General features: G+C 56.9%; 22 protein-coding genes and 1 tRNA gene. 13 read left to right on the top strand and 10 right to left on the bottom strand.

Annotated elements, in window-relative coordinates; genetic code table 11:
• Positions 1 to 744 (top strand): electron transfer flavoprotein subunit alpha/FixB family protein (locus tag GRX64_RS16685; protein WP_166268887.1); only part of this gene is annotated, 744 nt, incomplete at its 5' end.
• Between the two features lie 109 nt (positions 745 to 853).
• Positions 854 to 1,135 (top strand): peptidylprolyl isomerase, encoded by a 282-nt coding sequence (locus GRX64_RS16680; protein WP_166268886.1) that lies wholly within the window; start codon positions 854 to 856, stop codon positions 1,133 to 1,135.
• 68 nt (positions 1,136 to 1,203) lie between these two features.
• Here the strand turns inward: GRX64_RS16680 and GRX64_RS16675 are convergent, their stop codons facing one another.
• The 3 genes from GRX64_RS16675 to GRX64_RS16665 form a co-directional block, all read right to left on the bottom strand.
• On the bottom strand, positions 1,204 to 2,034 hold the full coding sequence (locus tag GRX64_RS16675; protein ID WP_166268885.1) for an ion transporter: 831 nt from the start codon (positions 2,032 to 2,034) through the stop codon (positions 1,204 to 1,206).
• 320 nt (positions 2,035 to 2,354) lie between these two features.
• Positions 2,355 to 3,719, bottom strand: coding sequence for an ATP-binding protein (locus GRX64_RS16670; RefSeq protein WP_166268884.1), 1,365 nt, complete (start codon positions 3,717 to 3,719; stop codon positions 2,355 to 2,357).
• Positions 3,706 to 4,371 carry a response regulator transcription factor gene (locus GRX64_RS16665; protein WP_166268883.1) on the bottom strand — a complete coding sequence of 222 codons (666 nt, stop codon included), beginning with the start codon at positions 4,369 to 4,371 and terminating at the stop codon, positions 3,706 to 3,708. Before GRX64_RS16665 ends, GRX64_RS16670 begins: the two co-directional genes overlap by 14 nt.
• Positions 4,372 to 4,572: 201 nt before the next feature.
• Here GRX64_RS16665 and GRX64_RS16660 point away from each other — a divergent pair, with 201 nt between their 5' ends.
• From GRX64_RS16660 to GRX64_RS16630, 7 genes are all read left to right on the top strand, one after another.
• On the top strand, positions 4,573 to 5,106 hold the full coding sequence (locus GRX64_RS16660; protein ID WP_166268882.1) for a cupredoxin domain-containing protein: 534 nt from the start codon (positions 4,573 to 4,575) through the stop codon (positions 5,104 to 5,106).
• A gap of 98 nt (positions 5,107 to 5,204) precedes the next feature.
• Entirely contained in the window at positions 5,205 to 7,007 is a 1,803-nt protein-coding gene (locus tag GRX64_RS16655; protein WP_166268881.1) for a copper resistance system multicopper oxidase, read from the top strand.
• Between the two features lie 26 nt (positions 7,008 to 7,033).
• Positions 7,034 to 7,753 carry a copper resistance protein B gene (locus GRX64_RS16650; RefSeq protein ID WP_427901669.1) on the top strand — a complete coding sequence of 240 codons (720 nt, stop codon included), beginning with the start codon at positions 7,034 to 7,036 and terminating at the stop codon, positions 7,751 to 7,753.
• Between the two features lie 178 nt (positions 7,754 to 7,931).
• The gene (locus tag GRX64_RS16645; RefSeq protein ID WP_166268879.1) at positions 7,932 to 8,285 is read left to right on the top strand and encodes a hypothetical protein; all 354 of its coding nucleotides are present in this window, start codon (positions 7,932 to 7,934) and stop codon (positions 8,283 to 8,285) included.
• A gap of 11 nt (positions 8,286 to 8,296) precedes the next feature.
• Positions 8,297 to 9,649 (top strand): APC family permease, encoded by a 1,353-nt coding sequence (locus GRX64_RS16640; RefSeq protein WP_166268878.1) that lies wholly within the window; start codon positions 8,297 to 8,299, stop codon positions 9,647 to 9,649.
• Between the two features lie 30 nt (positions 9,650 to 9,679).
• Positions 9,680 to 9,907 (top strand): hypothetical protein, encoded by a 228-nt coding sequence (locus tag GRX64_RS16635; RefSeq protein ID WP_166268877.1) that lies wholly within the window; start codon positions 9,680 to 9,682, stop codon positions 9,905 to 9,907.
• Entirely contained in the window at positions 9,900 to 12,269 is a 2,370-nt protein-coding gene (locus GRX64_RS16630) for a heavy metal translocating P-type ATPase (protein ID WP_166268876.1), read from the top strand. Before GRX64_RS16635 ends, GRX64_RS16630 begins: the two co-directional genes overlap by 8 nt.
• A 93-nt stretch (positions 12,270 to 12,362) precedes the next feature.
• On the opposite strand, the gene GRX64_RS16625 is transcribed toward GRX64_RS16630, so the two are convergent.
• Both GRX64_RS16625 and GRX64_RS16620 read right to left on the bottom strand, forming a co-directional pair.
• Entirely contained in the window at positions 12,363 to 12,836 is a 474-nt protein-coding gene (locus tag GRX64_RS16625) for a hypothetical protein (protein WP_166268875.1), read from the bottom strand.
• Positions 12,837 to 12,842: 6 nt separating this feature from the next.
• On the bottom strand, positions 12,843 to 13,184 hold the full coding sequence (locus tag GRX64_RS16620; protein WP_235937731.1) for a hypothetical protein: 342 nt from the start codon (positions 13,182 to 13,184) through the stop codon (positions 12,843 to 12,845).
• A gap of 198 nt (positions 13,185 to 13,382) precedes the next feature.
• On the opposite strand from GRX64_RS16620, the gene GRX64_RS16615 reads away from it, so the two are divergent.
• A complete protein-coding gene (locus tag GRX64_RS16615; protein ID WP_166268874.1) occupies positions 13,383 to 13,802 on the top strand; it encodes a hypothetical protein in 420 nt (139 codons plus the stop codon).
• A gap of 46 nt (positions 13,803 to 13,848) precedes the next feature.
• Positions 13,849 to 15,081, top strand: coding sequence for a saccharopine dehydrogenase family protein (locus tag GRX64_RS16610; RefSeq protein WP_166268873.1), 1,233 nt, complete (start codon positions 13,849 to 13,851; stop codon positions 15,079 to 15,081).
• Between the two features lie 43 nt (positions 15,082 to 15,124).
• On the opposite strand, the gene cydC is transcribed toward GRX64_RS16610, so the two are convergent.
• The 4 genes from cydC to GRX64_RS16590 are packed head-to-tail and all read right to left on the bottom strand — an operon-like array spanning position 15,125 to position 20,970.
• On the bottom strand, positions 15,125 to 16,822 hold the full coding sequence (cydC, locus tag GRX64_RS16605) for a thiol reductant ABC exporter subunit CydC (RefSeq protein ID WP_166268872.1): 1,698 nt from the start codon (positions 16,820 to 16,822) through the stop codon (positions 15,125 to 15,127).
• On the bottom strand, positions 16,815 to 18,527 hold the full coding sequence (gene cydD / locus GRX64_RS16600) for a thiol reductant ABC exporter subunit CydD (protein ID WP_166268871.1): 1,713 nt from the start codon (positions 18,525 to 18,527) through the stop codon (positions 16,815 to 16,817). The genes cydC and cydD overlap by 8 nt, the downstream gene beginning before the upstream one ends.
• Positions 18,528 to 19,529 carry a cytochrome d ubiquinol oxidase subunit II gene (gene cydB / locus GRX64_RS16595; protein ID WP_166268870.1) on the bottom strand — a complete coding sequence of 334 codons (1,002 nt, stop codon included), beginning with the start codon at positions 19,527 to 19,529 and terminating at the stop codon, positions 18,528 to 18,530. It lies immediately after the preceding gene.
• 1 nt (position 19,530) lies between these two features.
• Positions 19,531 to 20,970: a cytochrome ubiquinol oxidase subunit I gene (locus GRX64_RS16590; RefSeq protein WP_166268869.1), complete on the bottom strand. Its 1,440-nt coding sequence runs from the start codon at positions 20,968 to 20,970 to the stop codon at positions 19,531 to 19,533.
• A gap of 344 nt (positions 20,971 to 21,314) precedes the next feature.
• On the opposite strand from GRX64_RS16590, the gene GRX64_RS16585 reads away from it, so the two are divergent.
• Together GRX64_RS16585 and GRX64_RS16580 are read left to right on the top strand one after the other, a co-directional pair.
• Entirely contained in the window at positions 21,315 to 21,941 is a 627-nt protein-coding gene (locus GRX64_RS16585; RefSeq protein ID WP_166268868.1) for a class I SAM-dependent methyltransferase, read from the top strand.
• 84 nt (positions 21,942 to 22,025) lie between these two features.
• A tRNA-Leu gene (locus GRX64_RS16580) sits at positions 22,026 to 22,112 on the top strand.
• Between the two features lie 487 nt (positions 22,113 to 22,599).
• Here GRX64_RS16580 and GRX64_RS19505 read toward each other — a convergent pair.
• A partial coding sequence (locus tag GRX64_RS19505) for a hypothetical protein (RefSeq protein ID WP_207308824.1) occupies positions 22,600 to 23,238 on the bottom strand: 639 nt, incomplete at its 5' end.

Raw genomic sequence — 23,238 nt, 5'->3', positions numbered from 1 at the left:
CACTTTCTTGCCGAGAACCTGTCGGAACTGGTTGCCGAAGTGGGCAAGGGCTACGGCCACATCTTCGCCGCCGCCGGCACGACGGGCAAAGATTTCATGCCTCGCGTCGCGACCTTGCTGGACGTTGCTCAGGTTTCTGACATCATTCGCGTCGAGTCGGAAGACACCTTCGTGCGTCCCATCTACGCCGGCAACGCGATTGCGACGGTGAAGAGCGGCGACAGCATCAAGGTGGTTACCGTGCGTCCGACAGGTTTTGACCCGGTAGGCGGCGAGAGCGGTTCTGCGACGGTTGAAGCATTGGACGTAGTTAAGGATGCGGGTCTTTCATCGTTCGTCAGCGAACAGAAAGCCGAATCCGACCGTCCTGACCTGGCCAGTGCCGGCATCGTTATTTCCGGTGGCCGCGGCATGCAGAACGGCGAAAACTTCAAGATGCTGGAGCAGGTGGCGGACTTGCTGGGCGCCGCGGTAGGTGCTTCGCGCGCAGCCGTCGATGCCGGTTTTGTTCCGAACGACATGCAGGTTGGCCAGACGGGTAAAATCGTCGCTCCGGATCTGTACGTGGCGGTTGGTATTTCCGGTGCCATTCAGCACCTGGCCGGTATGTCTGACTCCAAGGTGATCGTTGCGATCAACAAGGACGAAGAAGCACCGATCTTCCAGGTTGCGGACTATGGCCTGGTTGCCGATTTGTTCGAAGCAGTTCCTCAGCTTGAGGAAGAATTGAAGAAGGTTGTATAACCAACTGACTTCAAAATAAAAAGGGCGCTCAAGAGCGCCCTTTTTTGTTGCTTTTTTATCTGTCCTGAACGCGGTATTATGCCCTCTCACTTAATTTGGAGATTTGATCATGGCAAAAGCTTCTGCTCGTCACCTTCTTGTTGCTGATGAAGCAACGTGTAATGAACTGAAAACCCGCATCGCGAATGGTGAAGATTTCGCAGCGCTGGCAAAAGAGCACTCAAGCTGCCCGTCAGGCCGTAGTGGCGGTGATCTGGGTGAATTTGGTCCAGGCCAGATGGTACCTGAATTCGACAAAGTGGTTTTCTCTGCCCCGGTAAACGAAGTGCAGGGCCCGGTTAAAACCCAGTTCGGCTATCACTTGCTGGAAGTAACGGCACGCCAGGACTGATGTCCTGATCCAGCAGGGAGCCGGCCTGGGCCGGCTCCCTGCTGTACCCATTGATCGTTCCCGCCCACTCAGTGTCGCCCATCGCCCTTCGACATCAGTGCCGTTAGCCGGTCCAGCTTTACCTGCATCTCGTCCAGCTTACGGTTCATATCATCACGCTCATCGTGGGCCTGCTTTGCCTGTTTTGCATTCTGTTCTTCACTCATGACTTCCAGAATGGTCCCCACCATCATGTTCAGAAACACGAACGCTGTTAAAAAGATAAAGCTCAGATAATAGATCCAGCTCAGCGGATAGGCCTCCATGGTGCCATACATCACATCCGTCCAGTCCTCGAAGGTGGCCACCCGGAACAGAGTCAACATGGCGACTGCAACGTCTCCCCATAGGAATTGATCCACGCTGGCAAAGAACATCGACCCCATCGCGCCGTAAATATAGAAGATAATAAACATTAACAATGCGATGTAAGCCATTCTTGGAATGGCTTTTAATAGCGAGTTGATCAGAAATCGCAGCTCAGGTACGACCGACACCAGACGTAACACCCGGAAGACGCGAAGCAAGCGACCCAGCAGAACCGCTTCGGAATTGTCGAGGGGAATCAGGCTGCCAATGACGACGAGGGTATCGAACAGATTCCAGCCATCCAGAAGAAAGCGTTTCTTATCCGGGCAAACGCCCAGGCGGAACAGAATCTCAATCAGGAAAAACACCGTGATGGCCATATCCATGACGTACAGGGCCTGAGTGGCCAGCGGTGGTACATCGTACGTTTTTGCGCCAATGGTCAACGCAGACAGTACGATAATTGAAATCACCGCCGTCTGGAAAATCCGGCTGGACTCGAGTAGCCGCAACTGCTGCAGAACGGACACGTTGGTCGGGGTGGGGGACATGGTTCCGTGAACTCCTGGACGTCGATTCAATAGGCTCAGGCGCTGATTGTAGAGTGCAACGGGTGGGAACTGAAGCCAGTTAGCGGACTGCCGCTTAGATCAGGCTCAGGAAACCGGTGTGTTCCGGTTGTTGGGCGGACCGGACCGGCTTTCACGCGTGTGTAGCAGAGCGCTGACCGGCTCGTTCTCACCCAACTGACAGGGTTGATCTGAAGAGTCTCTCTCAAAGAATTTCAGTCGACGATCGCCAGTTTGTTGATATTGAACACGGGTGTTGTCATTGAGCATCAGTGTTGTCAGTCATCGTGAGCTGATGTCATTCAACCTTGAAACTGTTCGGCGAAATTGGGCGACATGCTGAGCTCTACGCTGGCCTTCAACCCGCCATGGCGGATTCGCTCAAGGATCAGCTTGCCATCGTAGCGCTGGACGATATCGTCAACGATGGCCAAGCCAAGTCCGTGCCCGGGCGTCTGCTCGTCCAGCCTCAATCCGCGTTTACCCAATTGACCGATGGCCTCTTCTGCGACGCCAGGGCCGTCGTCGCTGACGACGATCCTGATGGTCTCAAGGTCATTCTCTAACAAGAGCTCGACGCACCGAGACGACCATTTGCCGGCGTTATCCAGGAGGTTGCCCAGTATCTCGTTCAAATCGTGTTGCTCAATGGGCCAGCGTTGTTCATCCGACAAGTCAGTGGACAGCTCAAACGATTTGTCAGGGTACAAGCGCCCCAGCATCCACAAGAGGTCTCGCGCCTGTTTCACTGGATAGGAGTTTGTGCCGGCCTGAGGGCCGGCAAGCCGGCTGCGGCGCATTTCCGCTTCAAGCTGTTTATCTATGTCACTCAGCCGCGACGCCATTTCATGCCTCAAGTCGTCGTCAAGCGGACGAGCGGTATCTTCGAGCACCTGCCTGACGGCGGCAATGGGTGTTTTAACACTATGAGACAGATTGGCAAGCGCGTCCCGAGAGCGCTTCAGCCGTCGATCGAGTGAGTCGAGGAGCAGATTGAGCTGCTGAACCAGTGGCCGGAACTCTTCAGGCGCCTGAACGTTGATCCGTGATATTTGCCCAATCTGTAATTCTTTTAGTGCTGCCTGAAGCGAGACGATGGGGCGCATAGACAGAACAATGGCCACCCAAATCACCCCAACCAGTAGCAGAATCAGCAAGATAGATACAATCGCTGTCCAGGCATGCAAACCTGCCTGACTATCCCGCAGTGCTGTCATGTCCTCCGACACAACGACGACCCAACGCTGGTCACCCACCAGAAATGATTTTCGAAAGGCCAGAACATCGGAGGGCACATCCGATGCATTTGCTTCACGCACCCTGATGGCACCCTGCTGATCCGATTGCAGTAGCGGGCTGAGCAAGGCCGTCCAGGATTGCGGAGAAACCAGGGTCTGAGAGGGAGACTGAATGGCGAATGCATGGTGGAACAATTCCTGAAAATAATCGCCGGTGCGGAGCGTATCGATCTTGCCCCCGGACTGGCGAATCTGGTGTTCCAGAAACGCAGCCTCATCTTTTAATTGGCTTATGACAAATGTCTGGGACGTGGTTTCAAGCAGAAATCCGTGCACAAACCATGCGAGTGCCATCAGGCCGATACCTGAAGGTAGCAAAAGGACAAGAAGCGATCTTTTGATGGACGATGGTCTTCTATACAGCGTCATCGAATAAATACCCCTGACCACGTCGCGTTGCTATGGTTTCCGCGCCCACGAGTTTTCTGAGACGACGGATATAAGCTTCGATAACATTGTCACTCGGGCTTTCGTTCAGATTGTAGAGCTGCTCGATGAGCTGTTCCTTGGAAAACACATGCCCCGGGCGGCTCATCAAACACCGCAGCAGGCGGAATTCCGTCCCAGTCAGACTGTGCACGGAACCATCACCTATTTTCAGACTCTGGCGATTTTCATCCAATTCAAAACGGCCAGCCTTAACCGTAGCCTGGACCCGCCCCTCACTTCGGCGCACGATGGCGTAGAGCCGGGCAATCAGTTCTTCTGCCTGAAAGGGTTTGGCAAGGTAGTCGTCTGCTCCCGCTTTGAGACCGTTAACTTTGTCTTGCCAGTCCCCCCGTGCCGTCAGGATCAGTACCGGGAAGCTGACGCTACTGGTGCGCCAGCGACGGAGCACGTCCAGGCCATTTCCGTCTGGTAAGCCAAGATCCAGAATGCCAACTCGGTAGTCTTCCTGCTCACCCAGAATGATTGCTTGTTTGGCGGTTTGTGTGGTGTCGACGCTGAAACCGGCCTTCTCAAGTTGACGGGTGAGCCCGTCAGCCAGCAAGCAATCATCCTCTACCAGCAATAATCTCATCCGGTGCCTCTTTCGTAATGCAAATAAAGCCGCAGCAGTGTCGCTGGCCAACCTGAATTCAGCCTGAACAGTGAATAATTCGTCATTTTCAGAAAGAATTCAGTTTAGTAGGTGATGGTGTCATACGCTTTGGGCAAATGCTCATGTAACGGGCGAACCAACGCGTCGTGTTTAAAAAGCCAAAATACAGGAGAAGTGCGGATGAGCGTATCAAAGTTTGTAGTTGCAGCAATCGCCATGTCGGTTTCGATGACAGCGCTGGGGGCCGGTTCTCACGGAAGCGGACATGGGCATGGCGCGAAAAGCGGTGAACCAGCCAAGTTCCCCGAGGGCGGACGCACCATCACTGTCGAGATGCATGATAACTACTACGAGCCTGAGGCTTTCGACGTAAAAAAAGGCGAAATCGTGCGTTTCATGGTTGAGAACAAGGGTAGCCTCGTTCACGAGTTCAATATCGGTACGCCGGCCATGCATGAAGCTCATCAGGATGAAATGATGATGATGGTGGAGCACGGGGTGATTCAGGGCGGCAAGCTGAATCACAAGATGATGGAGATGGACATGGGGAATGGCAAAACCATGAAGCATGACGATCCCAACAGTGTGTTGCTGGAGCCGGGCGAGAGTAAGGAAATCGTTTGGAAGTTCACGGACAAAGGCGATATCGAGTTTGCTTGCAACGTCCCGGGGCACTACCAGGCCGGTATGTACGGCGACGTGAATTTTAACTGATTTCTTACCGTAACCCGCTGGGTGTCCGCAGCGTCGGCTATCGAGCCGGCGCGTGGAGCAGAGCCCAAAGACAGTTGATTAGTTTGGAGTAATTGACCATGAAGACAACCCTTTTGTCAGGTGCTTTGGCCCTGCTATTGCCGGTTATCAGCCTGGCGGGTGAATACGACCTGACGGTCGACCGAGTCGAAATTGATACCGGGGATTTCGTGAAAGAAGGTATTGGTTACAACGGCGCATCCCCAGGCCCGGTTCTGCGCTTCAAGGAAGGCGAAGACGTCACGATCAACGTGACCAACAACCTGGACGAGATGACCTCCATCCATTGGCACGGACTGATCCTGCCATTCAATCAGGATGGTGTGCCTGGCATCAGTTTTGCCGGCATCCAGCCTGGGGAAACGTTTACCTATAAATTTCCCATCACTCAGGCGGGCACCTACTGGTTTCACAGCCATTCCGGTTTCCAGGAGCCCGATGGCGCCTACGGTGCCATTGTTATCGAGCCGGAAGGGCGCGAACCGTTTCGCTACAATCGCGAATACGTGGTTCAGCTAACCGACAAACACCCGCATTCGGGTGATCGCATCATGCGGAACCTGAAAATGATGCCTGACTATTACAACCGTGAGCAGCAAACGGTTGGCGAGTTCTTTTCGGACGTTTCTGAAAACGGCCTGATGAATACCGTCAAGGATCGCATGGCGTGGGGCGGAATGCGCATGATGAAAGCCGACGTCGAAGACCTGCAGGGTTTCACCGGCCTGATTAACGGCAAAGGGCCGGATCAGAACTGGACCGGAATTTTCAAGCCGGGAGAGCGGATCCGACTGCGCTTTATCAACTCGTCAGCAATGACGTATTTCGACATTCGGATTCCGGGCTTGGAAATGACCGTTGTTCAGGCGGATGGAAACAACGTTCAACCCGTCAGTGTGGATGAGTTTCGTATTGGTGTTGCGGAAACCTACGACGTGATTGTGCGACCCAGAGACGATAAGGCCTACACGATTTTTGCCGAGTCCATGGGACGCTCCGGGTATGCGAGAGCGACGTTGGCACCGGAAGAAGGCATGGAAGGCTCGGTGCCTGAACTCCGCGAATCTGCGCGTTTGACCATGGCGGATATGGGCGGTATGCATGGCATGGACCATGGCAGTATGGAAGGCATGGACCACTCACAGATGGCAGGTATGGATCATTCTGCCATGAAAGATATGGACCACTCGAACATGGAAGATATGGACCACTCGAACATGGAAGGCATGGACCACTCACAGATGGCGGGCATGGATCATTCCGCCATGAAAGGTATGGATCACTCGAACATGGAGGGCATGGATCACTCCAATATGGCGGCCGGTGGCGCCAGCGATCCCTTCTACGCACCTGGAAGCGGGTTGGTTCCAACCGCGGCCAATGGCGGCAAGTTCCTGTCTTACGCCGATCTGAAAGCGCAATCGCCGCTCTATGAGGATCGTGAGCCCACCCGGGATATCGAGTTGCGACTGACCGGCAACATGGAGCGCTATACCTGGAGCATCAACGGCGTCAAATACGAAGACGCTGACCCTATTCGCCTTCAATACGGTGAGCGGGTTCGCTTCAAGTTCGTGAACGAGACAATGATGACGCACCCCATGCACCTGCACGGCATGTGGTCCATGCTCGATGTTGGCGCGGGCCAGTGGAATCCCGTGAAGCACACCATCAGCGTTCAGCCCGGCACCACGGTTTTCATGGAGACTGAGGTGGACGAACCGGGGCAGTGGGCCTTCCATTGCCATCTGTCTTACCACGCCGCGGCGGGCATGTTTCGCAAAGTCATTGTAGAGGGTGGCCCTGAGTCCACCAAGGCCGCCGTCAGCGCCCAAACGACCGGCGTCGGGGGTGATGCATGAGTCGTTGGACGTCTTGGCTGGTGCCCATGATGGCGGGGCTGGCGGCTATGCCAGTCCTCGGTTTCGCCCAGGAGCGAATTCAGGACACCACCGCGCGCAAACAGCCGCTCAAGGTCTGGGGCGCTCAATTCGAGGAGTTTGAGTACCGCTACAGCGATGATGATGAAGAGCTGGCTGCGTGGAACGGAGATTTCTTCTACGGGACCGACGCCCTGAAAGTTCGCTGGCTGACCAAGGGCGAGTATTCCATTGAAGAAAAGGCGTATGAAAAGCTCGAAAATCAGGTGGTTGGGCAAATACCCATTTCTGACTTCTTTGATGCCAAGGCCGGGGTCCGGTTTGACACCCCGAAAGGCCCAGACCGCACCTACGCCGTACTCGGGATCACGGGGCTTGCCCCGCAGTGGTTTGAAGTCGATGCCAATCTGTTTGTCAGCAAGGACGGTGAGACCTCGACCGAGCTGGACGCCGAATACGAGCTGCTGCTGACGAACCACTGGATTCTTGCAGCCGCCCTCGATGCCACGGTGGCTTTCAGTGAGGATCGGGAAATTGGGGTCGGCAAAGGGCTGGTATCCACGGAAACCGGACTGCGGTTGAGCTATGATGTAATTGACCGGTCCTTCTCTCCCTACATCGGCGTTGTTCATGAACGCAAGTATGGAGACTCGGCGGATTTTGCCCGCGCAGAGGGTGGCAGCACCGAGGATTGGTTTGCTGTGATTGGCGCCCGGCTGTCGTTTTAAGCGCCGGAATGGGCCCGGACATTACAACTCAAGCACTAGTCCCGGGCTCCGTTAGCCATGAGATATGTTGAGCCATGGGAGCGTGTCTGGCGCGAGCCCAATCGGTCAGGTTTTTCAGCAGCCATTCAGTGTGTGATGTTGTGATAGAGGCAGTGCTTATAGCAGAGAGGGACCCGCTATGACAAAAGCCCGCAAAGCAACCAATCAAAAGCAGTTTCTGCTGCGCCGCCGTCTGACGGTCGAGGGCCTGACCGAGAGTCAATGGGAGGACGTTGTTCAGCAACTGAACCATCATTCCTGCGTTGATCATGCTGAAAGGAAGCCGGGGCACCGGCTACTCGTTAGCATTGATGGCAGCCATTTTTCCACCGACCGACTGATGGACCTTATCAGGGCAAGGGGTGGCCACGTGACGGGTGGATGGTGGCAGCGTCGAAAAATCGCCTGGTACCGTTTTACTGATGATAACGTTCGAGCGAACGCCAACCTTGAGCCTTTCTGCTGTTCTAGAATTCCACCCGTGAAAAAATAACAGGATGTTGAATGGGCATGGAGCCGGACAGAACCACTCATTATCAAGAAGGTAGCCTGACCCTACCGGGAACCGTCATGTTGGGGACCGGAGTCATGATGGGCGCCGGCATCTTCGCGCTCACCGGGCAGATGGCCGAGATAACGGGAGCATTATTCCCGCTCGCCTTCCTGGCTGCGGCCGTCATGGTGTCCTTCAGTGCGTATTCCTACATCAAGATATCCAATGCCTATCCATCAGCCGGCGGCATTGGAATGTACCTGCACAAGGCCTACGGCGACCGGTTACCGACAGCGTTTAATGCCTTGCTGATGTATTTCTCGATGGTCATCGCCCAGAGCTTCCTGGCTCGCACGTTCGGGTCCTACACCATGCAGCTGTTTGGTGGTGATGAGAGTGGACGTATGGTGCCTGCTCTCGGGGTGTCTCTCATACTGGTGGCGTTTCTGATCAATCTGTTGGGTAACCGGATGATTCAGGGCGTGGCGTCGATTATTGGCGTGTTGAAAATCGGGGGCATACTGATTATCGGGCTAGTAGGCGTGGGGTTGGCCGACCGTCTTGCCGTTGATGTTGGCAGCACTGGAGAAACCGGTAACGTAGCCAATTTCCTTGGCGCAACGGCGCTGGGCGTATTGGCGTTTAAAGGATTTACCACGATCACCAACAGTGGCTCGGAGGTAAAAGACCCCCATCGCAACGTTGGCCGGGCCATCGTAATCTCAATTGCCGTCTGTGTAGTGATTTACACCCTGGTGGGTTTCGCTGTCGCAAGCAATCTGTCGCTCTCCGAAATTATTGAAACCAGAGACTACTCCCTGGCGGCGGCCGCCCGCCCGATTCTGGGTGAGTACGGCGTATGGTTCACCGTAGCCATCGCGATGATGGCGACAGCGGGTGGCCTCCTGGCCAGCATTTTTGCGGTGTCTCGCATGCTGGCCATGTTGACCGAAATGAAGCTGGTGCCCCACAGTCATTTCGGTATGCCCGGAAGCATCCAGAAACACACGCTTGTCTACGCTGTGGTGTTGGGTTTGATACTCACTGCATTTTTTGACCTTTCACGAATAGCGGCGCTTGGGATTGTTTTTTACCTGATTATGGATAGTGCCATTCATTGGGGAGTGTTGCGCTATCTGTGCCGGGACGTGAAGGCGTCGATGTGGATCCCTTTCATGGCGATTGTGATGAATGTGATGGCGTTAGGAGGCTTTGTCTGGGTCAAGCTGAATTCGGATCCCTTCGTGATTGGTGTGGCCGTCGTCGCCATGAGTGTGATTGCCGCCGGCGAGCTGTTATTCCTGAAGTCTTCGACAAAAAACCACGCCACCGGCAAGGATGAGGCCCGCGCGCATCATCATTAATGTTTACGAGGTAAAAGGGAGGGGAATGCCATGATGGAAGGCAACATATTTGGGAACGCAATGTGGGCCGGGCACTGGCTTTGGTGGCTGTTGATTGCCATCGTGGTCGTCACACCGGTGTGGCGAATTTGCCGGCGCATCGGGTACCCGGGCTGGATGGGACTTCTGATTCTGGTTCCGGTGGCAAATCTGGCGCTATTGTATTTTCTCGCTTTTGCCGATTGGCCTGCTGATAAAACGGGAGCACGGAATGGGTGAGCATCAACAGACACATCAACATGAGCACCACGAACATGAACAGGGACATGAAGCTCACGGGGAGCACGCCGTAACAGACCCCGTGTGCGGGATGTCGGTGGACCCCCATGGCACTGAGTATCGCCGCCAGCATGCAGGCAAGACCTGGTATTTCTGTTCTTCCCGATGCCAGTCGAAGTTTGATGAACATCCCGAAAAGTACCTGAGCGAAGCGGATCTGCAGCCAGAGCCAGCCGCGCCCGGCACTGTATACACCTGTCCGATGCACCCGGAGATTCGCCAGCAGGGCCCCGGTAGTTGCCCGATCTGCGGCATGGCGCTTGAACCTGAGCAGGTAAGCTTGGAGGAGGGCCCCTCTGAAGAGCTGATCGATATGACCCGCCGGTTCTGGATCGGCCTGGCACTCGTTTTGCCGGTGCTGGTGTTGGAAATGGGCGGTCACCTTATTGGCCTGGAGCGGATCGTATCACCGCAGGTGTCGAACTGGATTCAGCTGTTCCTGGCCACACCCGTTGTGCTTTGGTGCGGCTGGCCATTCTTTGTGCGAGGCTGGAAGTCGGTCCTCACCCGAAACCTGAATATGTTCACGCTGATTGCCATTGGCACCGGGGTCGCACTGGTGTACAGCCTTGTGGCAACGCTTGCGCCTGAGGTGTTTCCTGATGCGTTCCGGCAGCACGATGGCTCCGTTGCCGTGTACTTCGAGGCGGCCGCCGTTATCGTGGTGCTGGTGTTGTTGGGGCAGGTGCTGGAACTCCGTGCCCGCGAGAAAACCTCGGGCGCCATCAAAGCATTGCTGGACCTTGCCCCTGCGACGGCCAGAAAACTGGACGCAGGCGGAGGCGAGTCCGATGTGGCGCTCGATCAGGTAAACGTGGGTGACCGGTTGCGGGTTCGTCCGGGCGACAAGGTGCCATTGGATGGTGAAGTGCTCGAAGGCAGTTCCAACGTGGACGAATCCATGGTCACCGGTGAGCCTTTGGCGGTCAGTAAGAAGGCCGGCGATCAGGTCATTGGCGGCAGCATCAACCAGCAGGGCAGCTTTATCATGCGCGCCGACAAAGTCGGGCGTGACACCATGCTCGCGCAGATTGTGCAGATGGTCGCAAGTGCTCAACGCAGCCGCGCGCCCATCCAGGGGCTGGCCGACAAAGTGGCCAGCTACTTCGTACCAGCGGTGATTCTTATCGCGGTCATTGCGTTTGTGATCTGGTCAGTAATCGGGCCGACGCCGCCAATGGCGTTCGGCCTGATCGCCGCAGTGAGCGTGCTGATTATTGCCTGTCCTTGCGCGCTGGGTTTGGCGACCCCGATGTCGATCATGGTCGGTGTTGGGCGCGGCGCCCAGAGTGGTGTCTTGATCAGGGATGCGGAAGCGTTGGAGCGGATGGAGAAAGTGGACACCGTGGTGGTCGATAAAACCGGCACGCTGACGGAAGGCAAGCCCCAGGTGACGACGTTGGTTACGGCAAAGGGGGTCAGCGAGGACGACCTGATGCGGTACGCCGGAGGTCTCGAAAAGGGCAGTGAGCATCCGCTGGCGCATGCCATTCTCGAGAAAGCCAACACCATGGACGTGTCCCTGCCAGACGCTGAGGATTTCCACTCCCCGAACGGTAAAGGCGTGACCGGCACCATTGACGGACACAGGGTGCTGCTGGGCAATCGATTGCTGATGGAGTCCGAAAGCGTCGACACCGCCACCTTTGAGGAGGAGGCGGACCAGCTGCGACGGGACGGGGCGACGGTAATCTTTGCCGCCGTGGATGGCAGCGTCTGTGGTTTGCTGGCGATTGCGGACCCCATCAAGGAGACCACTGAAGCGGCCATCACCGCTTTGCAAAAGGACGGCATCCGGGTGGTGATGCTGACCGGCGACAACCGGACCTCCGCCGAGGCGGTTGCCCGCAAACTCCACATTGATGAAGTGGAAGCGGAAGTCCTGCCGGAAGACAAGGGCAAGATCGTCCAGCGGCTAAAGGATGAAGGCCGCATTGTTGCCATGGCGGGGGACGGTGTGAACGACGCCCCGGCACTGGCAACGGCCGACGTTGGCGTCGCCATGGGGACCGGGACCGATGTGGCGATCGAAAGCGCGGGCATTACGCTTTTACGCGGTGATCTGATGGGCATTGTCGAGGCTCGGCGGTTGTCGCTGGCCACCATGCGCAACATTCGGCAGAACCTGTTTTTTGCCTTCGTTTACAACTCGGCCGGCGTGCCCATTGCCGCCGGTGTACTGTATCCAATTGCCGGGCTGTTGCTGTCACCGATTATTGCGGCGGCAGCGATGTCGTTGTCATCGGTCAGCGTCATTGTGAACGCGTTGCGCTTGAGAGTGGTGACGCTGTCAAACGACTAGGTTGACGAAGTCGGTCGGTGCCACCGATACGGCAGAAGGCATACTGGGGTGATTCGCAGTGATGTGACGGGATGCGCCTGGCGGCCTGACGGCTCAGGCATCCGGTTTGTTCCGGTTGTTGGATTGACCGGACTGGCTGTCGCGTTTCTGGGATTGGTTGTTCCTCAGCACATTGGCCAGGGCGTGCAACGTTTTATTGGTGGTCTTGATTGAGCGATAGAATGTCCGGCTGGTATCGTCGTGTGTCCGCCGCGCCTTCTGTGCGCTGGCTTTGAATCTCTCACTGGTTGAAAACCGGTCAATGACACTGAAGGTGGTCGAAGTGATGGCCCGGTGAACCAGCTCCACTGCGCTGGTGCCGCTGTCCACGGAGTCTTCCAGTAGCCGGTTACGGTTTTTCTGCTCCAGGCGCTCAAGACGCCGCCTCTGAACAATGCCTAACGCCGCCGTCAGCGAACCGACAAAATGGCGCAGCCCAACCGTATTGGCATGATGGAGTCGCATCGACACCACCAGCAGTGCCACACTCAGCACCATCAACAGCACACTGGCAATATCCGCCATCATTGCCACCTATCGGTATTCAATGTTCATCTCAACATCGATTCCGCGTTCGTCGAGCTCGACCGAGAGCTCGGCCATCACTTGCTGGTACACCATTTTTCGAGTCATGACCGGTAGTCGATCTGCTAGTATTCGGGCAGAGCGGGATTCTCGCTTGGCCAGGGCAATCGGATCGATCACTTTCAGCGTAAGCACAATTTCCGGCTCCCGGGCTTTGGCACTCGACGGATCAAGTGTGTGGAGTCTTTCCACCGCGTCAGACAACGCATGACGCTGAGCGCGTAATTGCCAGAACAAGAAGGCAGTGATGATCGATAACAGCACAAACATGACCGTAAAAAAATACTCCAAAACGGGCGTCTCCCAACATAGTAATGAACGGTGTTTATAAATTCCCGCCAGTGTGAAGCACCGGCGGCGCCAAACGATTGGCCGAACTGCCTGAGTTGTACCCAAAAGAGATCGTTTAAACCGTGATACAGGTATTTGCGGCATACTGGCACTTCGGCACACAATCCCATTCTATCCAATAAAGACAGGATTCAGATCATGATATGGTTCAAAGCATTTGTCAGCGGATTTCTGGCCACTCTTGTATTCCACCAGGGATTGTTTGCGTTGTTTTTCTACGCCGGCGTGGTGCCGTCAGCGCCGTTTAACCTGTCGCCGGTGCCTCCCTTTGGTGTTCCTGCGGTGATTTCGCTGGCGTTTTTTGGTGGCCTCTGGGGCATGGTGCTGTGGGCCATCCTTGGCCGCATGGCGGCGGCGGGCTATTGGTCGCTGATGATCCTGCTTGGCGCGATTGGCCCCACCACGGTAGCCATGCTGGTGGTTTTTCCCATGAAAGACATTGAGGTGTCCCCGCAAATGTGGGTTGGCGGTCTGATCCTGAACGGTTTCTGGGGCCTTGGCGTGGCGATTTTCCTGGCCATCATGGGTGCGCGTAAACCCGGCATCAACGAGATGTAAGTCTCGCACCACATCAAGAAAAACACATAATCGATAAGGAAGACGGATGAGTGAACAACAGTTCGACATAGTCGTATTTGGCGCTACCAGCTTCGTAGGCCAGATATTGAGCCGATACCTGATGGAAACCTTTGGCTCCGGTGGCGACGTGAAGTGGGCCATTGGCGGCCGGTCGGAAGCCAAGCTGGTCAACCTTAAAACCGATCTCGGCGCCACAGACCTGCCGATTCTGACCGCCAACGCCGATGACGAGCCGTCGCTCCGTAAGATGTGTGGCCAGACCCGGGTTGTCGTCTCCACCGTTGGGCCTTATGCGCTCTACGGCGAGCCACTGATCAAGGCGTGTGTCGAGCTGGGCACGGACTATTGCGATCTGACCGGTGAGGTTCAGTGGATTCGCAAAATGATCCAGACCTACGAAGAGCAGGCCAAAAAGTCCGGTGCCAGAATCGTGCACTGTTGTGGCTTTGATTCCATCCCATCCGATATGGGGGTGTATTTCCTGCAACAACAGGCCCGCGAAACCCTTGGTGCGCCTTGCACCGAAGTCAAGATGCGGGTACGCGCCCTGAAAGGGGAGTTTTCCGGTGGTACCGTTGCCAGCCTTATGAACGTTGCAAAGGAAGCGGGCTCCAATCCGGCGTTGCGCAAAGAACTGGCCAACCCGTTCTCGATCTGCCCGCCGGAGCACCGCTCTGCAAAACGCCAGCCGAACGTCAAATCAGCGGAATACGACCGCGATTTTGACGCCTGGCTGGCGCCGTTTGTAATGGCTGGCATTAACACCCGTATCGTGCATCGCTCCAACGCACTGATGGGCGCCGCCTACGGCAAAGAGTTTACCTACGACGAGGCCATGATGACTGGCAAGGGCATCAAGGGCCGCCTGGCAGCCTATACCATCACGGTGGGCCTCGGTGGCTTCCTGGTTGCCTCTGCACTTAAGCCGACCCGCTACGTGCTTGAGCGTTTTGTGGTGCCCAAGCCCGGTGAAGGCCCCAGCGATGAAGCCCAAAAGAAGGGTTTTTACGACTTGCGGTTCATTGGCAGGACCGCCGATGGCAAAACGATCCGCACCAAAGTCACCGGTGATCAGGACCCGGGCTATGGCTCGACCGGCAAAATGCTGGGTCAGGCAGCTGCGTGTCTGGCGTTTGATGTCAGCAAAACGGAAAGGGGCGGTGGGTTCTGGACGCCGTCGTCCCTCTTTGGCGACCATCTGGTCAGCCGGCTGCGGGATCACGCCGGCCTGACATTTGAGCTGCTGGAACAACGCTAGGGCGGCCATGGCCTGCCATATTACGCTGAAATGATTGGCGTGATCAGCCGAGGTTGATCACGTCATCAACCTCGGGCAAGGCGTCCGTGGCGTGGGCAAGGCCAATCAGGGTTTTGCCCGCCAACAGCGGTGTCAGCCGGTCACGGATCGTTTGCCGGGTTGGGTCGTCCAGACCGGTGAATGGCTCGTCCAGAATAATGATTCCGGTGTCCCTCAACAACGCCCGCGCCAGGGCCACCCGCCGGGCCTCACCACCCGACAACTGGCGGCCATAGGCGCCGACCCAGGTGCCCAATCCCTGGGGCAACTGGGTGACCAGATCGGCCAGACACACCACCTCCAGTACATGCCAAAGTTCGCCATCGGTCGCATTCGGATTGCCCAGTCTCAGGTTGGCCTCTAGCGTGTCGTCGAACAGCTGGGTGGTCTGGGTCAGGTACGTCACCTGCCGGCGCCAGGCCGAATATTCGCCCAGAACTTGCTCGCCCACGGCCAGCCAGCATTCACCCACCAAGGGCCGCACCAATCCGGCAGCCATATCCGCCAGGGTGGACTTACCGCAGCCTGAGGGCCCCACAATCGCGACCCGCCGCCCCGGGGCCAGCGTGTAGGTAAAGTTTTCCACGATCGCAGGCAAGCCCGGGTAGCCGATCGAGACGCGTTCCCACTCCACCCCAACCAAATGCGGCTCAAACACCGGTGCCGGTGGACGCGGGCCGGCAGGCCTCGCCGGCGCGGATTGGGATTGACCGGATCGGCGGGGCTGACGGGGACGATCGCGGTTAAGCCGCTGGGCGGCGGACACGGTGCCACCCAAGCGAGAGAAGGCGTCCGGCAGTGTGTTGAACACCTCGGTCATACCCAGCAGCGCGAGCGGTAGCAACACCAGCACCGGTCCGGACACCGTAGCGTCCTGATACAACTTCAACCCGAGCCACAGCGCAGCCACTGCCGCTCCGTTCACCAGCAGGGTACTGACCGCGCTGTGCCAGCCGCTGCGCTGGTCAAGGGTGATCTGGTGCTGCGACCGCACCGACATATCCGCCTGCAACTGAGCCTGATGAGCCACCCGTGCACCGGCGGCGGTGAGTTCTGCGTAACCTTCAAGGTGTTCAATCACCGACCCCCGCAGGGTTTCCAGGGTGGCCTGCTGGTCAAACGACCGCCGGCGGGTGCGCCAGTACAATCCAACCGTGGCCATCAGGAGGGCAGTGCCGAGCAGTAGCAGGGTTGTCAGGGCCACCCAACCCGAGAACAGCCAGGCGGCCACCAGGGCGACCAGCAGGGTCATTGAAATGGCCAGACCGGTGGGTGCCACAAGGCGCAGGAAGAGGGTGTCCATGGCATCGACATCGCTGGTCATTCTGGCCAGCCAGTCCGCACCACGCTGGCGGCTGCGTTCAAACACCGGCACCTGGCTTAGACCCCGGTAATACCGCACCCGAATATCCGCCAGTAACCGCAGCACGGTATCGTGGTTGTACACCCGCTCAAGGTAGCGGCTGACGGTTCGGGTGAGGGCAAACGCCCGAATACCACTACCGGGCACATACACCTCCAGCAGGATCGACTTCCCGGCCGTCAGCAACAGCCCGGCAATCCCGGTGGCGGCAATAAACCAACCCGACAATGCCAGCAAGCCCAGGCCCGCGAAGAGCGTGAGGAACATCAACAACGCGCCGATGACGAGGCGTTTACGGCGACGCCCGATCAACTGCAGCCAGGGGATCAGGTCACGCATCGGTCACCTGTCCGTCAGCGACCACCAGCACACGATCAGCCAGACCCAGCAAGGTGTCGTGATGAGTCGCAAACACCAGCGTCTTACCCTGGTGGTGCAAGTCCTTCAGTGCGTTGATGAGCACCAGTTCGGTGGCCCGGTCCAGGCCCGCCGTGGGCTCGTCCAACAGAACCAAATCCGTGTCCATCAGGAAAACCCGTGCCAAACTCAGACGCCGGGCCTGGCCGCCGGACAAACCACTGCCCTCTTCGGTTACCCGGCTGTGAATGCCGGCGGGGCGGGCATCCAACACCGGGCCCAGGCCGACCCGGCGCAGCGCGGTTTCGATGTCGCCATCGTTGGCGGCGGGCACAGCCAGGCGGAGATTGTCGGCCCAGGACCCTTCAACCATGAACGCGGTTTGGCCCAGCCATCCGAATGGCCGGCTGCCCGGCGTCTCTCCGAAAACCGTGACTTTGCCATGCGTGGGTGGGATGAAACCGGCGAGCAGGTGCAACAGCGTGGATTTGCCACCCCCGGAAGCGCCGGTTAACGCGACCGACTGACCTTTGTCGATGTCCAGGTCAATCCGTTGCAGGCCCTGGCGGCCATCGGGAAACACCACATCGACGGCCGACAGGCGAAGACTGCCTTCGGGTGCCGGGTTTGCGGCCTGCAAAGCGTCGGGGGCCGGGCCAGTGGGCATCACCGGCGCGGTGTGCAACCGCTGCAACAGTCTGCTGGCCGCCGCCAAAGCCGCGGCCCGGTCATGGTAATGCTGGGACAGCTGCCGCAAGGGCTGAAAAAACTCCGGCGCCAGCAGCAATATGAACAAGCCCGAAAACAGCGTTAACTCAGGGGCGGGCCCGAAGGCGATGTACCCCAGCAGGCCGAAACCCACGTACATGGCCACCACAGCGATGGCCACCGAGGCAAAAAACTCCAGCACCGCCGACGACAAAAAGGCCACCTTGAGCGTCTTCATGGTGAGTTCACGGTACTGGTGCGAGCTTCGCTCAATGGTTTCGACGGCGGCGTCGGCCTGACCGAACAGCTGCAGGGTGGTTAACCCACGCACACGGTCCAGAAACTGCCCCGACAGACGGCCCACCATCTCCAACTGATCGCGGTTCAGTTTTTCCGCCCCCATGCCGATCAGGGCCATAAACAACGGAATAATGGGAGCGGACAGCAACAGGAACAGCGCGGCCAGCCAGTCCTGCCAGGCCACCACGGTCAGAACCAGCAACGGAACCACGATGCACAGGATCATCTGCGGCAGGAAGCGGGCAACATAGCCGTGCAGGGCGTCCACGTGCTCCAGCCACTCCCGAGCCAGGGTCGCCGCGGAAGTCTCCTGCAACCGGACCGGCCCCAGGGCCGCCCATCCGTGCATCAGCCGGTCACGCACCTCCGCCCGGATACGGTAGCTGCTCAAGGCGGCGTAATGGGTCTGCAAACCCTGGGCGACCGCCCGCCCCAGCAAGGCCACCAGCAAGCCGCCAAACCAAGGGAGCAGGGCGGAGGCAGGCGCTTTTGCGACGATGGCGGCGTAAATAACCCACGCCAGCAGCCCCATCTGGGCAATGGAAAACAAGCCCGCGAAAATGCCCGCCGCCACCGCCCGGTTGACCGGCCCGCGGTGCCGCGCGTGCAGGGCATTAAGCCATCGCCTGGCGTCGCCTTTCGGAACTTCGTTTGCAGCGTCGTCGGTTGCGCCGGCCACTCAGTGGTAACCTTCGCCGGCGCGCACCTTGCCGCGAAACACCCAGTAGGTCCAGGCGGTGTAGATCAGCACAATGGGGATCACGAACAGCAGGCCCAGCAGCAGGAACAGTTGCGAGTCGTACGCCGAGGCGGCATCCCACAGGGTGTAATCCGGCGGCACCACGTACGGCCAGCGGCTGACCAGCAGGCCCAGGTAGGTGAAGATGAACAGGCCCATGGTGGCGACGAAGGGCATGCCCTCAAATCGGTGACGCACCGAGCGGAAGATTTGAAACGCGCAGCCCAGGCCCAGCAGCGGCAAAATCCAGATCACACCCAGGGAGGAGAACCATCGGTCCCGCACCATCTCATCAATGAACGGCGTCCAAACACTCACGGCACCGAACACCGCCAACACAGTGAACAGCAGGGGCAGGGTGATGCGGTAGGCCCACGCCTGAATGTAGCCTTCCGATTTCAGGATCAACCAGGTCGCGCCCAGCAGAGCGTAGCCGGCCATCAAGCCAAAGCCTGTCAACACCGTGAACGGCGTCAGCCAATCCAGCGCGCCTCCCACATAAACGCCGTTCGCCGTCTCGAACCCCTGAATGTAAGCACCGACCACAACGCCCTGCGCGAACGCCGCGACCGTTGAGCCACCGGCAAACGCCCAGTCCCACAGGTAGCGGGAGGTGTTGGCCTTAAACCGGAACTCAAAGGCCACGCCGCGAAATATCAGCCCCGCAAGCATCAGGAACACACCAATGTACAGCGCCGGCAACACAATCGTGTACACCAAAGGAAACGCCGCCAACAGCCCGGCGCCGCCTAGCACCAGCCAGGTTTCATTACCGTCCCAGACCGGGGCCACGGAGTTCATCATCACGTCCCGGGCCTGATCGTCCGGGGCGAACGGAAACAGAATGCCCAGGCCCAGGTCAAAGCCGTCCATCAGCACGTACATGATGATGCCGAAGCCAATGATGAACGCCCAAATCAACACCAGATCGAATGGCTGCATGTCAGTGGCCTCCTTGATTGGCGGGACCCGACAAGGCATCGGCCTCGCGGTTGGATTCCGAATATTCAAACGGTACGTGGGCGGCGGACAGAGGCCGCATCGGCCGGTCGGCCTCATGGTCGTCCTGCTCGTCCTCCAGCCCCACGTACAGCACCCGCAACAGGTAATACAGGCCCGCCGTGAACACCAGTGCGTACACCACGATGTACCCAATCAGGGTAAATAGCGCCATGCCGCCCGTCAGGGACGGGGTCAGACCCTGGGCCTGGGTCATCATGCCGTACACCAGCCAGGGCGCGCGGCCGGTTTCGGTCACGATCCAACCCGCCAACACCGCCACAAACGGAGTAAAGCTCATTACCCTGAGGCTCTGCAAAAACCAGGGCGTACGCCAGAACCGGCCTTTCACCCGCAGCACCAAACCGGTCAAGGCGACCGCAATCATCAACAGACCCAGCCCCACCATGGCCCGGAACGCCCAGAACACAATCACAACCGGCGGCCGCTCATCCCGGGGCACCAGATCCAGACCCGGGACCTCACCGTTCCAGTCGTGGGTCAGGATCAGGCTGGCCAGGCTGGGTATCGGAACTTCATAGTGGTTGGTTTCGGCGGCGTTGTCAGGGAGGGCGAACAGCAGCAAAGGCACATTGGTGCCGGTCTCCCAGTTGCCCTCCATGGCCGCCACCTTCACCGGTTGGTGCTCAAGGGTATTCAGGCCATGAAAATCACCCAACACCGCTTGGGTGGGCGCAAGAATCAGGATCAGCCACAGGCACAGCGACAGCGCTTTTTTGTTGGCCTCCACCTCGCGGCCCCGCAGCAGATACCAGGCACTGACGCCGGACACCACAAAGGCCCCGGTCAAAAACGACGCCAGCCCCATGTGGGCAAATCGGTAAGGGAACGACGGGTTGAAGATGGCATCACTCCACGACACCACGTGGAAAATGCCTTCACGCAGCTCCACCCCCGCCGGGGTATGCAGCCAGCTGTTGGCCGCGAGGATCCAGAAGGACGAGATAAAGGTGCCGGTGGCGACCATCACCGCAGCCAGCAAGTGCACGCCTTTGGGTACTTTGTCGCGACCAAACAGCAGCACCCCGAGAAAGGCTGCTTCCAGGAAAAACGCGGTAATCACCTCATAGCTCAGCATGGGGCCGAGGAAGTTGGCGGAGGCACGGGCAAAATTGCTCCAGTTGGTACCGAACTGAAACGACATCACAATGCCCGACACCACCCCCATACCAAACACCACCGCGAACACCCGGGTCCAGAATCCGGACAGGCGCAGCCACACCGGGTTACCGGTTTTGAACGACACGGCTTCCAGGAAGGCAATAAAGGACGCCAGCCCGATGGTGAAAACCGGAAAGATGGCGTGGAAAGACACAACAAAAGCAAATTGAATGCGCGATAATATGAGGGGATCAAGATCCACTTTGGCCTCCGGTATCCGGGTAGGGAGCCCCCGATTACGTCTATTGACGGTTCTACTGGCGTTGGGGCTTCTTGAAAGGCCAACCTGCTTTCTTGTGAAGCCTCGCCTTGATTGCGGCCTTCAGGCAGAGCCAGAATCGCCACTAGACGTAATCCAGAGGGTCCTTGGTAAACAAACAACAGTGTGTGTGCCTGTGCGGCACTGCCCCTATCGCTTTTTGCAGTTTGTTATGACCGGTCGCTAATCTGCAATGATGCAGATCAAGAGTTGGATATTGCTTATGTGTTAGTAACTTACATTCAATCGTTTAGTTGAATCTCTACATCCGGATTATAGGTAACCTTATGGGCTTTTACGACGACCGAATTCTGCCCCACCTGATTGATAAAGTGTGTTCCGTCGGCCAGGTCATGAAGCTGCGCAGCCAGGTGGTGCCCCGTGCCACGGGCATAGTGCTTGAGGTGGGCATGGGCTCCGGTGTGAACCTGGCGTTTTATGACCCCAACAACGTTAGCCTGGTGTACGGCCTGGAACCGTCTGAAGGCATGCGTCGGAAAGCCCGGACCAATCTGGCGAAATCCCCGGTCAAAGTGGAGTGGGTGGATCTGCCCGGGGAGGAAATCCCCCTGGCCGATGCCTCCGTGGACACCATCCTGCTGACCTTCACCCTGTGCACCATTCCTGACTGGCACAAAGCGTTGGGCCAGATGATGCGCGTGCTACGCCCCGATGGGCAGCTGTTGTTCTGCGAGCACGGCCGCTCACCGGACACCGACATCGAAAAGTGGCAAAACCGCATCACCCCGACCTGGAAGAAAATCGCCGGCGGCTGCCATCTCAACCGACCCATCGCCGAGTACCTGCTAGAGGCCGGGTTCGAGCTCAAAGAGCTCAACAACCTGTACGTACCCAAAACCCCGAAAGTGGCGGGCTACATCTACCACGGCGTGGCCGTAAAACCGGCCCCGTGAAGAAACGCAGGCGAGGGCGCATCGGGAATTGCGTTTAAAGGCATGGCCTTATACAATCCTGACCCTCTTCAAAGTGATCCTCCTGCCCGGATGGTGAAATTGGTAGACACAAGGGACTTAAAATCCCTCGGCCGTTAGGCTGTGCCGGTTCAAGTCCGGCTCCGGGCACCATTAAAATCAATCGGTTATATTCCTCGCCTGATTTCAGTCCTAGTCAGAAATCCATAATGTAGACACTATGTAGACACTTTGCCGTTCTTTTTGGAAGGTGTGGAGTAGTGGTAAATCGTGAACAGGGCGTTCTTAAATTTTTTGAGGAGCCATCATGAACTACTTAGGGGCTCATAAGGGTGAGGTGAATATTATGGAAACTAGATGAACTGTAAAAGGAAGGGCTTACAATACCCGCCGAGGCCCGACCTCCCTGGTGCCACAGCGAAAACGCGCGATGTCACTTTGGTCAATCGGGCCCCATGGGTAAGGGCAGCGAAGCTTCGTGTGTATCCGGTTCGCCCATGGCTTTATTCGAAAATTACTGCAGCATAAAGCCATTTTTTGCTTACGGAGATCTGTGCCGGTTAAAGCCAGTGTTTCAGTCGCGTCAGACGTGCTAGCCGTCTGAGCGACCGACGCTTGCGTGCAAACTTATCCTACTGCCCTAGTAGCTGAGATTCAAGGAAGGAGCCTTAAGTTCTTTCTTGGCTAAATGATAATAAATTGATTTTTGATTGTCCCAGCTAAAAAACCAGGAATCATTTTGGAGTTTTTCTTTCAGAATTTTTGCTATTTTAGGTTTATTTTCTTTTGTAATGTTCTTGCCCATATGTTTCTTTTTCATCTCTTCCATTAGAGAAGATTTTGTGATGTTCGAGACATAGGGGCACGAAATCGAGTCGACAAACATTAAAAAAAGTTCTGAATGTTTAAGTGGTTTTTCTTGAACTTTAAACCTAGATACAAGACCTAACTCTATTTTCTTTTTAAATTCCAAATATTTCACGTCATTTTCAGTATAATAAAGCATAGACATAGTTGAAAAGTAATCTAATTCTATTAAGTCTTCTGATACGAACCTTTGGTCTATAAAAGAGTTGAGGACGTCGGTAGAGAATTTGTAACTTTTTCCAAGTTCCTTGTGCAATATTAAAAGATTAAGAAACTCATGCGGCAAACTGGAAAAATCGTTGGCAGGATTTTTGAGCGTCAATAATATTTCGTCAGAAACGCATTTGTTGATCGATTCTGATTTGTCCGTATTGAAGTGCTTCGAAATAGAGAGAATAATAAGTATTATTTG

It is taken from the genome of Marinobacter caseinilyticus (assembly GCF_011074955.1).
Lineage (GTDB): Bacteria > Pseudomonadota > Gammaproteobacteria > Pseudomonadales > Oleiphilaceae > Marinobacter > Marinobacter caseinilyticus.
Note: the sequence above shows the minus strand (reverse complement) of the source record. Positions and strands in the feature narration are given on the sequence as shown.